5 protein-coding genes are annotated in these 16,910 nt (G+C 64.2%); all 5 read left to right on the forward strand.

The window, feature by feature from the left end; translation table 11 throughout:
- Nucleotides 1-404 precede the first annotated feature (404 nt).
- A complete protein-coding gene (locus tag I7X39_RS14645; RefSeq protein ID WP_198111915.1) occupies nucleotides 405-2,621 on the forward strand; it encodes a type I secretion system permease/ATPase in 2,217 nt (738 codons plus the stop codon).
- Nucleotides 2,618-4,027: an HlyD family type I secretion periplasmic adaptor subunit gene (locus I7X39_RS14650; RefSeq protein WP_198111916.1), complete on the forward strand. Its 1,410-nt coding sequence runs from the start codon at nucleotides 2,618-2,620 to the stop codon at nucleotides 4,025-4,027. Before I7X39_RS14645 ends, I7X39_RS14650 begins: the two co-directional genes overlap by 4 nt.
- A gap of 2 nt (nucleotides 4,028-4,029) precedes the next feature.
- Complete coding sequence (locus I7X39_RS14655; RefSeq protein WP_198111917.1) at nucleotides 4,030-5,316, forward strand: glycosyltransferase family 4 protein; 1,287 nt, start codon at nucleotides 4,030-4,032, stop codon at nucleotides 5,314-5,316.
- 220 nt (nucleotides 5,317-5,536) lie between these two features.
- On the forward strand, nucleotides 5,537-6,502 hold the full coding sequence (locus I7X39_RS14660; protein WP_198111918.1) for a hypothetical protein: 966 nt from the start codon (nucleotides 5,537-5,539) through the stop codon (nucleotides 6,500-6,502).
- Between the two features lie 2 nt (nucleotides 6,503-6,504).
- Entirely contained in the window at nucleotides 6,505-16,824 is a 10,320-nt protein-coding gene (locus I7X39_RS23700) for a calcium-binding protein (RefSeq protein WP_310739930.1), read from the forward strand.
- Nucleotides 16,825-16,910 lie beyond the last annotated feature (86 nt).

A 16,910-nucleotide genomic window follows, 5' to 3' on the forward strand; every position in this document is an offset into this window, starting at 1 on the left:
GATGCCAGCCGGATGGTTCTCCGATCGCGACATTCAGTGGGTGACCGCGCATAGTTGTCAGAGCAACGGCGCGCTTGATCGAGAGTCTGATGTGCAAGTTCCTGCACGGGCTGGCGGGCTTGAAGGCGAGGCATCGCGGTGCTGCGGCTTGATGACTGACAGCGAAAACAAACCATCGTTGATCGGCCGCAATGATTCGCATGCTCCGCGCTTCGCGGCCCCTCACTCGCGGGTTTCGAAACACCCTCTTACACAAATCCCGCTTTCTGGGCTTGAGGCGCAGAAACACACCAGAAACAATTCGTCCCCGCTGCCCTGAGGCCTTTATCAAGGCCCGGTGAACCGTGCACCAGACGCGGCGCCGCATCTTTTCGCTTCACCCCGTCACACCTGGTTTCCCCTTCATGCACAGCCTCACGGCTCCGGGCACGCCTGCGCGCGCGCCGGACGAATCCACGCGCGCGGCGCACGCGCCTCACGCCGCCATCCAAGCCCTGTGCACCCTGGCCCGCCTGCACCAGGTGGCCGCCGAGCCGGAAGCCTTGGCCCATGCCCTGGGCCTGACGCCTTCCACTGAAGTCCGCGAGCAAGACCTGCTGCGCGCCGCCCAGCACCTGGGCCTGAAGGCCAAGCGCAGCAAGAGCACGACCGAGCGCCTGAACCTCGTCCCTCTGCCCGCGCTGGCCCGCCTGAACGACGGACGCTGGGTCGTGCTGGCCCAGTGCGATGGCCAGCGCGTGCTCTTCTTGGACCCCGGCGCAGAAGCCGCCCGCCCGACCATCGAGCCGCTCGAAGTCTTCGCCGGCCAATGGGAAAACTCCGGGAGCGGCGAGCTCATCCTGGTCACCAGCCGCGCCACCCTGGCCGGCGAGCTGCGCAAGTTCGACTTCAGCTGGTTCATCCCCGCCCTGGTCAAGCACCGGCGCCTGCTGGGTGAAGTGCTGCTGGTCTCCTTCTTCCTGCAGCTCTTCGCTCTCATCAGCCCGCTGTTCTTCCAGGTCGTGATGGACAAGGTGCTGGTGCACCGCGGCCTGTCCACCCTGGACGTGCTCGTCATTGGCTTGGTCGTGGTGCTGCTGTTCGAGTCCGCTCTCTCGATCCTGCGCACCTACACCTTCAGCCACACCACCAGCCGCATCGACGTCGAGCTCGGCGCCAAGCTCTTCCGCCATCTGCTGGCCCTGCCCCTGGCCTACTTCCAAGCCCGCCGCGTGGGCGACTCGGTGGCCCGCGTGCGCGAGCTGGAGAACATCCGCCAGTTCCTCACCGGCAATGCACTCACCCTCGTGCTGGACCTGGTGTTCTCGGTCGTCTTCATCGCCGTGATGTTCAGCTACAGCGTCACGCTGACCCTGATCGTGCTGGCTGCGCTGCCGCTCTACGCGCTCCTGAGCCTGAGCCTGGTCCCCATCCTGCGCGCCCGCCTCGATGAAAAATTCGCCCGCGGCGCCGAGAACCAGGCCCTGCTGGTGGAGACCGTCACCGGTATCCAGACCGTCAAGGCCAGCGCCCTGGAGCCGCAAATGGCCCGGCGCTGGGACGAACAGCTCGCCGCCTATGTCTCGGCCGGCTTCAAGACCCACACCCTGGCCTCATACGGCCACGAGGGCATCAACCTGATCGGCAAGGTCGTCAACGCCGCCACCCTGTGGTTCGGCGCCCACCTGGTGATGGAAGGCCAGCTCTCGGTCGGCCAGTTCGTCGCCTTCAATATGTTCGCCGGCCGCGTGGCGCAACCCATCATGCGCATGGCGCAGATGTGGACGGACTTCCAGCAGACCGGCATTTCGATGGCGCGCCTGGGCGACATCCTCAACACCCGCACCGAGCTGCCGGCCAAGAGTGCGAGCCCGCTGCCGCGCGTGCAGGGCCGCGTCACGCTGGAAGACGTGGAGTTCCGCTACCGCCCCGACACCGCCCCCGTGCTGCAGGGCGTCAGCCTGGACGTGCAGCCCGGCGAAATCATCGGCATCGTCGGCCGCTCGGGCTCGGGCAAGAGCACGCTGACCAAGCTGATCCAGCGCCTCTATGTACCCGAAGCCGGGCACCTGCGCGTCGATGGCCAGGACATCGCATTGATCGACGCCGCCCAACTGCGCCGCCAGATCGGCGTGGTGCTGCAGGAGAACATGCTGTTCAACCGCAGCGTGCGCGAGAACATCGCCATCGCCGACCCGGCCGCGCCCCTGGAAGCCGTCATCCTGGCCGCCAAGCTGGCCGGCGCGCACGAGTTCATCGGCGAGCTGGCCGAGGGCTACGACACCGTGGTGGGCGAGCAAGGCAGTTCGCTCTCCGGCGGCCAGCGCCAGCGCATCGCCATTGCCCGCGCCCTGTTCGCCAACCCGCGCGTGCTGATCTTTGACGAGGCCACCAGCGCGCTGGACTACGAGAGTGAAGCCATCGTGCAGCGCAATATGCGCAGCATCTGCCAGGGCCGCACCGTCTTCATCATTGCCCACCGTCTGAGTGCCGTGCGCCAGGCCCACCGCATCATTGCGATGGACAAGGGCCGCATCGTCGAGATGGGCTCGCATGAGGAACTGCTGAAGAAGCCCGGCGGGGTGTATGCACACCTCTGGCGCGTGCAAAGCCAAGGCCTGGATGAAGGGAGCGCGGCATGAGCGCGAATACCGAAGTCCAGCGCCACCCGGTGCGCGAACTGCTGGCCCGTTACGCCGCGGTTCTATCTGCCGCCTGGGCCCAGCGCGACGAACTCGTGGGCCCGAAGCGCCTGGCCGACGAACAGGCCTTCCTGCCCGCCGCCCTGGCCCTGCAGGAAACCCCGCCGCACCCGGCGCCGCGGCGCTTCATGCTCGCCATCTGCGCCCTCTTCACCCTGGCCCTGCTCTGGGCCGTCTTCGGCCAGCTGGACATCGTGGCCGTGGCCCAGGGCCGGGTGGTGGTGAGCGAACGCACCAAGACCCTGCAGCCGCTGGAAACCAGCGTGGTCAAGGCCATTCATGTGAAGGACGGCGACCGCGTGCAGGCCGGCCAGCTGCTGGTGGAGCTGGACGCCACGATGCAGGGGGCCGATGCCAACCGCATCGCCCAGGAACTGCAGGCGGCCGAAGCCGAAGCCCTGCGCGCCCAGGCCCTGCTGGCGGCACTCAATGGCCAAGCCCTCAAGACGGCTGGCCTGAGCCCAGCCGACCGGGCCCAGCTGCAATCCGAATGGGCCGACATCCAGGCCAAGCAGGCCAAGCTGGCCGCTGAAAGCCAGCGCAAGCAAGCCGAGCTGGCCACCGCCGAACAGGTGGTGGCCAAGCTGCGCAGCACCTTGCCCCTGGCCCAGGCACGCGAACGCGACTACCAGGCCCTGGCCGGCCAGGGCTTCATCGGCGGCCATGCCACGCAAGACCGCACGCGTGAGCGCATCGAGCTGGAGCGCGACCTGGCCACCGCCCAGGCCCGTGAAGCCGAAACCCAGGCCGGCCTGCTCGAAGCCCAGCGCAACACCAGCGCCTATCGGGCCGAACTGCTCAAGACCCTGCACGAACGCCAGGCCAATGCAAGCCTCAAGCGCGCCCAGCTCAGCGAAGAAAGCACCAAGGCCGGCCAGCGCCAGACCCTGACCCAGCTGAAGGCCCCGGTGGCGGGCACCGTGCAGCAACTGGCCGTGCACACGGCCGGCGGGGTGGTCACCCCGGCCCAGCCCCTGCTGGTCATCGTGCCCCACGACTCCGAAGTGACCGCCGAGGTGGCGCTGGAGAACAAGGACATCGGCTTCGTGCGCGTGGGCCAGCAGGCCGAGATCAAGCTCGAGACCTTCCCCTTCACCCGCTACGGCACCGTGCCGGCCACCGTCACGCGCATCAGCGCCGATGCGGTGCAAGACGAGAAGCGCGGCGCGCTCTTCATGGCCACACTGAAGCTGAATCGGGACAGCCTGCGCATCGAGGGTCAGCGCATTGCCCTGAGCCCGGGCATGAACCTGAGTGCCGAGGTGAAGACTGGCAAGCGGCGGGTCATTGACTACCTGCTCAGCCCCGTGCAGCAGCACATGGACGAAGCCGGGAAAGAGCGCTGAGCATGCGGCTCCTGCTGATCCACCAGAACTTCCCCGGCCAGTTCAAGCACATGGCGGCCGAATGGGCCAAACGCCCGGGCTGGGAAGTCATCGCCATCGGCCGCGACACCGCGCCCGGCCTGCCGGCCTGCCCAGAACTCAAGCTGCTGCGCTACAAGCCGCACCGCCCCATCCGCAAGGACCAGCACCACTATCTGCGCCGCATGGAAGACGCCGTGCTGCACGGCCAGGCGGTGGCGCGCATCCTGCTGAACCTCAAGAAGAAGGGCTGGCGGCCTGATGCCATCCTGGCCCACCCGGGCTGGGGCGAGACCCTGTACGCCAAGGACGTCTTCCCTGACACGCGGCTGGTGCACTACTGCGAGTGGTTCTACAACGCGCCGCCCAACCGCGACCTCAGCCACATCGACCGCGCCGACTGGCCTTACGCCGACATCGGCTTCGACCCCGAGTTCCCGGCCAGCTTCGACGACTACGCGCGCATCCGTTCCTGGAACGCGCTGCATCTGCTGAACCTGCACAACTGCGACGCCGGCATCAGCCCCACGCAGTGGCAGAAGGCCCAGCACCCGGCCGAGTACCGCGGCAAGATCACCGTGGCGCATGAGGGCATTGATACCGAGAACCTGGGGCCGGACCCCGAGGCGCAGTTCAAGACGCCCAGCGGGGTCGTGCTCCGGGCGAACGCCAGCAAGCAGCCGGTGCTGACCTATGTGGCGCGCAATCTGGAGCCCTACCGGGGCTTCCATACCTTCATGAGGGCGCTGCCGGCGATCCAGCGGGAGCACAAGAACCTGCACACCTTGATCGTCGGCGGGAACGACGTGAGCTATGGCTCACGGCCCAAGGAGGCGAAGAACTGGAAGGAAAAGATGCTGGCTGAGGTAGGCGGCCAATTGGATCCAGCGCGAACGCACTTCTTGGGCAAGCTGCCTTACGAGCACTACAAGCAGGTACTTCGGGTATCGAGTTTGCATACCTACCTGAGCTACCCCTTCGTATTGAGCTGGTCAATGTTGGAATCGATGGCGACGGGGTGCCTGGTACTTGGGAGCGACACCTCACCGGTGCGGGAGGCACTGCGCAATGAAGAGAACGGATTGACAGTCAGACCCTTGGATTGCACGGCCCTGGCGAAACGCGCTGGCGAGGCTTTGGCCAGGCCGACTGCCCAACTGCAGTTGTTGAAGCGTGCTGCAACCCAACAGGTCCATGAGCGCTGGCCACGCGCGCGCGGACGCTGGGCCGTCGAGGAGCTGTTCGCCCAACCGAGCAGCCGTTCGTCATGAACCCGGTGGCTGCTCCTTCATACCCGCGCCATGACAAGAGCCGCGCATGCAGGCTGAGTCCATGGCGCCCTGGCCCGGCTCAGACCTGGCGAGAACCGCTGGGGCGGTGAGCCCTCCGTGAGCCACCCCTCAGACCCGTGAACGCTGCCTGGTGGTGCCACACGACTGTGGCGGCACCCAGCAGCCAATGGATCCTCAAGAAAACCGAATGGGACGTGAGATGAATTCTGCAAAGACTCCGCAATGCTTGCTGGCTGCACCTCAACAGGCCAGCTGCGCAGGGCTTCGAGCGGGCAGCCCAACGGGCACCCAGCGCGGCTGGACCCGGTCGAACGCCGGGACTGCGGCCGCTGCAGGGTTGCGCTCGCGCGCGGCTGCAACCCGCTGTGCTGCCGCACTCGGGAGCCTGCTGCTGCTGGGGGCCTGCGCCGCCACGCCCGATGCCGAGCAGTTGGCCTTTCAGCAGAAGTACGCCAAGGCCAAGGCCTTGTTCGAGGAGCGCTGCAAGACCGCCGGGGTGGTGATTCACCGCACGGTCAAGGATGTGGAGGGCATTGAGCTGACCAAGATCCGGCAGCCGGTTCCTTGGGGCGGGAAGGAGTACTTTGATCCGATGTACCCGGGCGCTGCGATGGCTGGTGAGGTGTCCGGTGATCGGTACGTGTGGCAGTTCCTTGCAAGCGAGTTTCGACTTGTTAACGCACCTGAACGACGAGGTGGCTTTGCACATCCAAAAAAGTCCTTGAGCTATCTCGAACTGCCGCCCACTCGCGGCTATCAGTTCGTTGAGTACCAGGACGCAATTTCGCAGGGACGTATGCGGTGCAGGGCGAGCCTCGATCCGGATCCAAGGTCTTTCGACCGCTTCATGCTCTGTGAGCGTTCGCATCAGTCTGCGCCCCGGTATGCGCTGGACTTCGAGGATCTTGCCGATGCCTCAGACCGCGAGTTCTGGGTTGCTGGGACAAAGCTGAAAGTAATCGACAAGCACACCGGCGAAGTGATCGCACAACTCACCCGGTTCGTGTGGGACCCGGGCTTTGGCGCTAGCACTACCGGACGCTGGCCTTGGCAGCATGCGAACGCTAGAGCTAGCACCGTTTGTCCAAGTGACGCCAACCAATTCCTCCATCACGACAGCCGCTATTTCGTTGACCAAGTACTCATTCCAAAGCAGGGGGACTGACCATGACGACCAACACCGACCCGACTTCGCCTCAAGTTCTGCAGACCTATACGCTGCTGCAGATTGCAGCAGAGGCATTTCTTGGCATTGATCCTGAAGCTACCGCTGCCGCGCCAGGAGCTGGCGCCGTCCCCCGGTCGTTGATCGGGAACGAATCTTGGCTCACCGAAGGCAATCTCCACTCATCCCGCATGACGGACCAGCAAGCCCAAGAATTCGCCAACGATTGGAAGGTCGTCTCCCACCAGCCCAACACGGCCACAGGCTTCAGCGCCACCCTGTTCGAGTACATCGGCAGCGATCCCAGCAAGCGCTTGACCAGCAGCAAGTACGTCGTCTCCTTCCGCTCCACCGAATTCATCGAAGACGCCGCGCGCGACAACCTGGCCACCAACCAGCTGGAGATTTCCAAAGGCGGATGGGCCTACGGGCAGATCGCGGACATGCAGGCCTGGTGGGCCAGCGTGCAGCCGCAGATTGGTGCCAGCAAGGTGGACGTGACCGGCTACAGCCTGGGCGGCCATCTGGCCACCGCCTTCTACGAGCTGAACAAGCCGCAGATCGGGCAGGTCTACACCTTCAACGGCGCCGGCGTGGGCAAGGTGAAGGATGGCTACAACCTGGGCCAGGTCATTCAGGTATTCGGTACCCAGCGCGAGCCCGGTCAAAACGCCTCGAGTTTCACGACGGCGCCCGCGCAGGCCCGCTACGCCGAACTGACCCAGAAGTACCGCGCCGGTCAGAGCTACACCGACGCTGCCATCCAAGCCGACCGCGCCGCCTTGGCGACCCAGCTCAACCAGCTGAAGCTGAGCACTTCCAGCCTGGGTCAGCCCTATGGGCAGGACATCCGCGAACTGGAGCGCCTGGACCTTGCGCTGGAGCGCATGAGTTCGGTGCTGCGCGAGACGGTGCGAGTGGCGACCCTGGCCGACAGCAAGGGGCTGGTGCCCGCCAACATCAATGGCAGCGCCAATGTGGCCGGCATCCAACTGGACTACCAGCTGGCGGTGCTGACCGCCATGGACAAGACGGAGTTTGCCGGCCTCAAGGGGGCGATTGGGGGCATCGATGTGCTGCTCAACACCCGCCGCGAAGGCGCCACGGGCCTGGCGAATTTTCATGACGTGTACGGGGCGCCTTTCCCCTCCGCCGTGGCGAACTCGCAGCGGCACTACGGCAGCGCCACGCCGGTGTTCATCGAGGACCAGCCGCTGTGGCGCGGCACGGTGGTCGGGGATGTGCTCAAGGTGTCGTGGCGCGAGGGGGAGGTCCGGTTGCTGGTGACGCAGTACGACCTCAACGACTTTGGCGACACGCACAGCATCGTGCTGATGGCGGATTCGCTGCGTCTCCAGTCCCTGTTCACCAAGCTCGCTCCTGCCACCTCGCAGAGCAATCTGAATTCCTTCCTCGAAGCAGGATCCAACAGCAAGGCCAACGGGGTAGCCGGTGAACAAGGCACGGCTGAAGGCGATAGCTTGGAACGATTGCTCGACGCCACGCGACTGGTCTTTCAGGGGCCAGCGTCACTGGCCACGCCGACGGCCTCCACTCTGGACGGCAACACCTGGCACCGGATGGATCTGCGCCAATCTTTCGAGAACAACATCCGGGGCCTGGAACAGATGGTCTCCGGGTTGGCGGGCCTGGTGACTGTCAAGTTGAGTGGCCAGGACATGAAGGCCAGCATCGACTTCAGCGCCATGGTCAGTCTCTATGCACTGAGCCCGGTTGTCTTCAGTCCCTCGGACAACGGGGCTACCGCACTGGACGGGCTTCTGAGTACGAGTTGGGGCTCGCTCCGCGCCGCTTGGGAGGAGGACTATCAACGCGCCGCCTCCACACCGGCTGAACTTTTCAACTTCACAAGCACCTGGAGCAAAGCGCGCGGCCAGATGCTCTCCGCTGTCGTCCAGCGAAACCAGGACAACCAGCGCGACAACCAACCGAATGCTGCAGCCCCTTCCGCGGGTGGCGCCATTCACTTCCACGACTACGCAAGCGGCCGGACCTTCGATGAGGGCTTGGCTGATCAGCACGGTGAGATGCGCCATGTGGTGTTTGCGGACGCACTGGGCCGCTCGCTGACCGGCCAGGGATTGTCCGACTCGCTCTTCGGTGGGGCCGGTGCCGACGGACTTGACGGAGCGGCGGGTGCAGATTGGCTGGAGGGCGGCGCCGGAAACGACACGTTGTTGGGTGGTGAAGGGAACGGCAAGGACACCCTGTTGGGTGGTTCCGGGGACGACAGACTGGACGGAGGTTCGGGGAGTGACCGCCTGATCGGCGGTGTCGGGAACGACGCTTATGTTTTTGCAGGGACCGATATCGGCAACGACGTTGTCATCGATAGCGATGGCCTCGGCACCCTTACTGTCGGGGGACTCGGCCAACTCACCGGCGGCAGACGCACTGAGGTCGGTGCAGACAGTTTCTTGAGCGCCGATAGAAAGGTGCAGTACACCCTGGGCTCACGAGGGGCCGATGGCCTGCGCAATGTCTACATCAGTTTCAAGAGTGAGGCAGGTGTGCGCGGCAGCATCGTGGTGCAGGGGTGGAGAGAGGACAGAAACCTAGGTTTGGTATTCGAGACCTCCAGTTCCCCGGTGGCGATCGATCGCGTCTTTGAGGGCGACCGCGCCAAGTTGGTGGGAGCCTTGGGCAACTACTTGCTCGACGAAACCCGTGGCCTGGACAGCGCCTACGTGCCGGGTGACGGCGCGGGCTACCAGTTGGGTAACCCGCAGCCAGGCGCAGCCGACGTGCTCAATGGTTTCAGCGGTACAGCTGACTCCATCGTCGGGGGGGGCGGCAATGACGCGTTGGCTGGCCACGGAGGAGGTGACTACATCAATGGGGGGGAAGGCAGCGACCTGATTTTTGGTGGCAAGGGGGCTGATACGCTGATTGGCGCCGACGGAGACGATGTCATCGACGGCTCCAGATCAGTGGTGCTGTCGACACCGAGTGACAACACGACTCCCCAAGTACCGAATGGCTACGTGCTGCAGTACCAAGGATTCGGCTGGATTCGCTACGTAACCGCTGACTATCCAGGCCCCCAAAGTGGTTGGGTTGGCTTCCGGAATGTTGCTTTGGCGGACGAGGCCACCAACGAGGCCAATTCGGATCCGGTTCTGAACGCCCTTGGACTCGGTAATTTCATCGATGGTGGCGCCGGTGGCGACCTGATCTGGAGCGGAGGCGGTCAAGACACCGTGCTAGGTGGTGACGGCGGTGACGGCATCAACGGCCAGTGGGATGACGACTTGATCCTGGGGGGCGAGGGCAATGACAACATTTGGGGCGATCTTTGGCTGGATGCCCATGGATCCAACTACGCGTTGCACGGCGACGACCTGCTGGACGGCGGCAATGGCAATGACACGCTGCGCGGACATGGTGGCAGCGACACACTGATTGGCGGCGACGGTGACGATGATCTGCGGGGAGACTTCAAGAACGCGGAAGACTCCGACCCCTTGGACACCGAGGGGGTATTCGCCAACCTGGATCCGCTTCTGCTGCGCGGCGAAGACCTACTTGACGGCGGAGCTGGCAATGACCGTTTGGTGGGTGATGCCGATAGCGATACCTTGTATGGCGGTGATGGGCAGGACAGCCTCTGGGGTGACGGCGAGGACGCGCGCGCTGAACTGCAGGGCCGCGACTACCTGGATGGCGGGGCAGGAGACGACTATCTCCAAGGCCGTGGCCTCGAGGACACCCTCTTAGGCGGCGCAGGCAATGATGTGCTGATCGGCGACTCTCCAGTTGAGGAATTGGTCCTGTCACTGCACGGCAATGATTCATTGGATGGCGGTCTGGGCTCCGACACTCTGGTGGGTATGGGGGGATCGGACACCCTGTTGGGCGGCGACGGCGATGACGCATTCTTTGGAGACTTCCGTACCGGTGAGGGATCCGACCTGAGCGATGGGGCCGACTGGATCGAGGGCGGTGCAGGGTCGGACTCGGTTCGAGCAGGCGGTGGTAATGACACCATCAAGGGCGGCGCGGACTCTGACTATTTGGAGGGCGAAGCGGGCGAAGATGTCATTGACGGCGGCGGCGCGACCGATGTCTTGACGGGCGGCGCAGGAAGCGACACCTTGTGGGGTGGAGCGGGCGCAGACGTGCTGCAAGGTGGTGCCGGGAATGACACCTACCTGTTCGGTACCGGAGACAGCTTGGTTGATGCGCAAAATCAGGCCGATTTTGTTGAAGACACCGAGGGCACAAACCGTCTGGTGTTGGCCGCAGAGGCAGCCGGCATGCAATCGCAGCAACTGCCTGACGGCAGTTTGCTGCTGAATATGGCGGGCAGCGAGCGCTTGCTCATTTCTGGCCCCAGCCTGAGCCACATTGCAAGCATTCACGCTGGTGGTGAGACGCTGAGCCTGGCCGAGTTGGTCGGCCGAACGGCACCACAACCTGTGCACTTTGAGGTAAGTGCCGCGCCTCAAGCAGTTCTCTCTCAGTCCGTTGCGCTTGCAAGCGAAGCAGGCGCGCCTCTAGTTGCCAGCAGCAGCGCGCCCCTCTCGACAACGAGTTCGCAAGAAGTTTGGCTGGGCGGCTACGGCAATGACACCTTGTTCGCAGGAGGTGCCGATGCCGTGCTCAGCGGTGGGCGCGGAAGCGACGTGATGCAAAGCAACTACAGCGGGGCGACATACCACTACGGTCTGGGTGACGGGGACGACATCATCGTCGCGAACTGGCGGAACTATGCGGATGACGCACCGAAGAGCCGCCTGGTATTCGGAGAGGGCATCCTGCCCACAGACTTGGTGTTGAGCCCGAGTGGCAGCTCGCTGGATATTGACATCTTCAACCCATTGCAGGCTGGCCGAGTCACCCTCAACAACTTCACCGCAAGTGCCGCACAGAAGCATGGCGGCGTGAGCGAATTCGTATTCAGCAACGGGGCAGTGCTTACGCATGCCCAGTTGGTGGCGCGGGGCTTCGACCTCGTGGGCACACAGGCCGCCAACTACTTGTCGGGTACGAACTTGGTCGATCGCTTCGATGGCGGAGCGGGCGACGACACGATGTTGGGGGGGCTGGGCGCGGACGCCTATTCCTGGGGTCTCGGTGACGGCAAGGACGTCATTCAAGAGGCCGCCAACGTGGTGGGCGAGGACGATGTCATCTTGATGCAAGATGGACTTCGCCCGCAGGAGGTGCAGCTCAATCGCATGGGCAATGACCTGCTGATCAGCGTACCTAGCCGGCCGGATCGACTGCGGGTGACTGGCCACTTTGCGGGCACCGGCGTTGAGGCTCTGCACTTCGAGGACGGTACGGTCTGGACCGCCGCCGAGTTGCTCGCGCGCGCGCTTCCCGGCATGGGCGAATCGGAAGCTGCGGACGAACTGATCGGCACCGCAGCCGCCGACACGATAGACGGGTTGGGTGGCAATGACACTATTCGAGGCATGGACGGTGCGGATTCCTTGCTAGGGGGCTTGGGCAACGACGAACTGGATGGCGGATCAGGCAACGACAGTCTGTTTGGAGGGGATGGCAATGACCTCCTCTCAGGACTGACTGGTAGTGATCTGCTGGAAGGTCAGGCCGGTAACGACACACTGATCGCCGCCTATTCGGGCTCTGACACGCTGTACGGCGGGGCAGGCGACGATGTGCTGTATGTGCAGGGTGATGCGCACGTCATCCGCTTCGGGCGGGGCGATGGCCACGACACGGTGCACGGCGATGCAAACGTGACGACCGCCATCGAGTTTGCCGCTGATGTGCTGCCCTCCGATGTTCGAGTCCACCGCGCTGGTTCTGATTACGCGGCAGCGCAGAACCTGCGCTTGAGCATTGCCGGGAGTGCTGCGTCGATCACCCTGAACGCCTTCTTTGAGCCCGCCGGGGATGTGAATCCCTACGCTGGACTTCGGCAAGTGCGCTTCTCCAATGGCACGAGTTGGAACCTGGACGACCTGCTGCGCCAGATGCTTCTGGGTTCAGCCGGCGACGACTGGGTGCAAGGAACCAAAGCGGCGGAGCAGCTTGAAGGCCAAGCTGGCAATGACACCTTGAAGGGGGGCGCAGGAAACGACACTTTCAGAGGGGGCACGGGCAACGACAGCATGGAGGGCGGCGCGGGCGACGACCTCTATCTATTCAGTCTCGGAGATGGCAGCGACGTGATCTCTGACTTGTCCGGTCGAAGCACCATCCGCTTCGGCGCGGGGATCAACCCTGCAGACCTACGGGGTCGCCGAACGGAGGAGACCGGGGACCTTGTTCTGATGGTGGGTAGCGGCGGCGATCAGTTGCGGGTCCAAGGGCACTTTCCTACCCTGTACTCCAGTGGCAATCCAATTCAGCGATTCGAGTTTGCCGACGGAAGCAGTTGGGACTCAGCGCGGATCGGCGACTTGGTCATCAGCATCACCACCCCTTGGGGAGGCGCGGCGATGACGGGTACAGAGTCGGCGGAAACCTGGTTTGGCACATCCAACAGCGACACCCTCGACGGGGCCGGTGGGAATGACTGGATTCATGGTGCAGGCGGCGATGACAACTTGGCAGGGGGCTCAGGCGACGATGAGTTGCTAGGCGGGAGCGGTAACGACGCGCTCAACGGCGGCGCAGGGCGCGATACCTTGGACGGAGGCGCAGGAATCGATGTGCTGAATCTCAGCGAAGGTGGCGATGCACTCCGATTCGGTCGTGGCGATGGGCGAGACGATGTGTCTGGGTTCTACGCCCTTGGCGCCTGGCAAGGGGTGATTGAGTTCAAGCCCGGGGTTGCGCCCGCTGACGTGCAGGTCCGCAATCAGGGCGGATACCTGTCCCTTGTGCTTCCGGGAGGTGTTGATGAGTTGCGCCTCAACCAGCTCTTTCTAAACTGGGGGGGGCCAAACATGGGCCCCTTTGCGAACCCAGAGGCGCCATTCGCTCGTTTCGCTGACGGCACGATCTGGACGGGCGCTCAGCTCACGGCGCGCTACTTGAGTTCGAGCCCTGAAGCGGACAACCTTGTGGGCACTGCATACGGAGACACCCTAGCGGGTGGCGATGGTGCGGACAGGCTGTCGGGGGACTACGGCGCGGACCTGCTGATGGGCGACGCGGGCGATGACACGCTGCTGGGCGGTTCGGAGGATGACACGCTGCAGGGCGGCGTTGGTGCCGACTACTTGAGTGGGTCTGATGGCAATGACGTCCTTGACGGTGGCATCGGAAACGACGTCATCAACATGGGTCGTGGAAACAATCGAATCCTGTTTGGACGCGGTGACGGCGACGACGAGGTTGAGAACACCTATCTGGACGGCGTACAGAACGAGCTGCACTTCAAGCCCGGCATTACGCCGGCAGATGTGCTCGCGCGGATTGACGGGTCCGACCTGGTACTTGAGCTCAAGGACGGCCAAGGCAGCGTTCGGCTGAAGGGCTTCAACGTCAATCAGCCGCTGGTCAACCAGATCGCTTTTGCAGATGGCACTCGCTGGGTCCCTGGCGGCGATGGCAGTCAAATGATGCCCGGCCTCACAAATGCTGCCGATGTTTGGGTTGGCACCTCCGGCAATGACACCATCAACGGCTTGGGTGGCAATGACCAGCTCGACGGCCAAGCGGGAAGTGATGTACTGGACGGTGGTAGCGGCGCCGATACGCTGACCGGCGGTGCGGGTGACGACCAGTTCCATGTGGACGACACGCTTGATCTGGTGGTGGAGGCTCCCAGCGGCGGATTCGACACGGTGGTCAGCACCATCGACTTGACGCTGCCAGCCAACGTCGAGCGCGGCGTGCTGCCCAACGCATTCGACGGTCAGTTGATCGGCAATGCGTTGAACAACTTGCTCGAAGGTGGAAGCCGCCTGGATGGCGGAGCCGGCGCTGACACGATGAGTGGCGGAGCAGGGGCCGACGAGTATCTGGTGGACAACGTAGACGATGTGATCGTCGAACTGTCGGATGGGGGCTATGACTTTGTGACCTCCTCTGCCAGCTATTCATTGCCAGCTCACGTGGAAGACCTGGTGCTGAGCGGCTCCGCGCCTATCAGCGGAATTGGCAATGCGGGCCCCAATGTCCTGACCGGCAATGCTGGCGCCAATCGCCTGGTTGGCGGTGGCGGCACCGATACGCTCAAGGGTGGGGCTGGCAATGACACCTATGTACTGGATGACGCAGGCGACCAGATCGTCGAAGCCAGCGGAGCCGGGACGGACAGCGTGGAGGTTGGCTTTGACTACACGCTACCGGCCAACCTGGAGAACCTGCTGCTGACCGGCACGGCGAATCTGAAGGGCATGGGCAATGCGGTGGCCAACCTGTTGGTCGGGAACGCCGGCAACAACCTGCTGGACGGCGCGGCGGGTGATGACACCCTGGACGGCGGCCAGGGTGTTGACACGCTGCGTGGTGGCGCCGGCAACGATGTGTACAGGGTGGACCAAGCCGGCGACGTAGTGACCGAAGCCGCGAGCGGTGGCACGGACACGGTGGAAGCCTCGGCCAGCTACACCTTGCCGGTCGAGGTGGAGAAGCTGACCCTGACCGGCACGGCACACCTGAATGGCACCGGCAATGCAGCAGCCAATACCCTCACCGGCAACAGCGGCAACAACCGACTCGACGGCGGCGCGGGTAGCGACACGATGCTGGGTGGAGCCGGTGACGACACCTACGTGGTCGATGCCGCAGGAGATGTAGTCACCGAACTGACCGGCAACGGATCAGACACCGTGGAGACGGCGCTGACTTACACCCTGCCCGCCGAAGTGGAGAACCTCAAGCTCACGGGCAGTGGTGCCGTGACCGCAACCGGCAATGCGTCGTCCAACGTCCTCACCGGCAACGGCGCCAACAACCGCCTGGACGGCAAGGCGGGCGCCGACACGATGGCAGGAGGTGCCGGCGATGACAGCTATGTGGTGGATGCCGCTGGCGACGTCATCACCGAAGTCGCAGGGGCAGGCACTGACACAGTGGAAGCCGCTGTCAGCTACACCTTGCCCGCAGAGGTTGAGAAGCTCACGTTGACGGGCACGGGCAACATCGACGCCACCGGCAATGCAGGCGCCAATACCTTGACCGGCAACAGTGGTGCCAACCGACTGGACGGCGGCGCCGGTGCAGACACTCTGGTCGGCGGCACGGGCAACGACACCTACGTCGTGGATGCGGCAGGTGACGTGGTGACCGAAGCCGCCAGTGGCGGCACGGACACGGTGGAAGCCTCCATCAGCTACACCTTGCCGGCCGAGGTGGAGAAGCTCACGCTGACCGGCACCGGCGCCAACGATGCGATCGGCAATTCGCTCGCGAACACATTGACCGGCAATGGCGGAAACAACCGTCTCGACGGCAAGGCGGGCGCCGACGCGATGGCGGGCGGGATGGGCGACGACACCTATGTGTTGGACAACGCCTCCGACGTGATCACCGAAGCCAGCGGCGCCGGCAATGACGCAGTCGAAGCCAGCCTGAACTTCACCTTGCCTGCCAACGTGGAAGAGTTGCGCTTCACCGGCACGACCGGGCGCACCGGCGTCGGCAATGCCCTGGCCAATCGACTCACGGGCACCAGCGGCACCGACAGCCTCAGCGGCCTGGACGGCAATGACACCTTGGATGGCGGGGCGGGTAAGGACACCCTGGTGGGCGGCAAGGGCGACGACACCTACGTCGTCAACCAAGCCGACGACGTGATCACCGAATTGGCGGGAGAAGGCACAGACACCGTTCAGAGCCAGGTAACCCTGACCCTTGGCACCAACCTGGAGAACCTCACCCTGCTGGGAACCTCGGCGATCAACGCCACCGGCAACACCGGCAACAACGTGCTGACGGGCAACACTGCCGTGAACACGCTGAGCGGCGGTGATGGCAGTGACACCCTGGATGGCGGCGCCGGCAACGACAGCCTGGTGGGTGGCGCGGGCGCTGACCGCTACCGGTTTGGGCGCGGGTATGGCAGTGACACCATCACCGAGAACGACGCCACCGCGAACATCAAGGACGTGGTGGAGTTCGGCACCGGGGTCGCCCCGGCAGACGTGAGCTTCAAGCGCAACGGCAACGCGTTGGAAGTTCGGCTGGCCGGATCACCGAGCGAGCTGCTGACCATCAAGGACTGGTACCTCGGTAGCCAGTACAAAGTGGAAGAGTTCCGCTTTGTGGACAGCCCGGGAACGGTGATCACCGATGCGCAGGCGGCTGGACTGGTGCAAGCCATGGCGGCTTTCGGTGCGCAGGCGCTAGAGGCCGGAGATGGAGACCTGTCGCGTCGGCGTCAGCACGGCCAGTTCGGTTTCGGACTCGCTGTGGGTATCGAGGCTGCTGTGTAAGTTGCCGCTTGCTTCCGGCGATTGGGCAGGGTGTGTGCAAGTGGGCACGCACCCTGTTTCTTTGGTGTCATCGACCACATCTCGAA

The sequence above is a fragment of the Inhella proteolytica genome (assembly GCF_016093275.1).
GTDB lineage: Bacteria > Pseudomonadota > Gammaproteobacteria > Burkholderiales > Burkholderiaceae_C > Inhella > Inhella proteolytica.

Bases quoted from the DNA above. Each gene is read 5' to 3' on its own strand.
- I7X39_RS23700 (WP_310739930.1), top strand. From the start codon at position 6,505: ATGACGACCAACACCGACCCGACTTCGCCTCAAGTTCTGCAGACCTAT.
- I7X39_RS14660 (WP_198111918.1), top strand. From the start codon at position 5,537: ATGAATTCTGCAAAGACTCCGCAATGCTTGCTGGCTGCACCTCAACAG.
- I7X39_RS14645 (WP_198111915.1), top strand. From the start codon at position 405: ATGCACAGCCTCACGGCTCCGGGCACGCCTGCGCGCGCGCCGGACGAA.
- I7X39_RS14655 (WP_198111917.1), top strand. From the start codon at position 4,030: ATGCGGCTCCTGCTGATCCACCAGAACTTCCCCGGCCAGTTCAAGCAC.
- I7X39_RS14650 (WP_198111916.1), top strand. From the start codon at position 2,618: ATGAGCGCGAATACCGAAGTCCAGCGCCACCCGGTGCGCGAACTGCTG.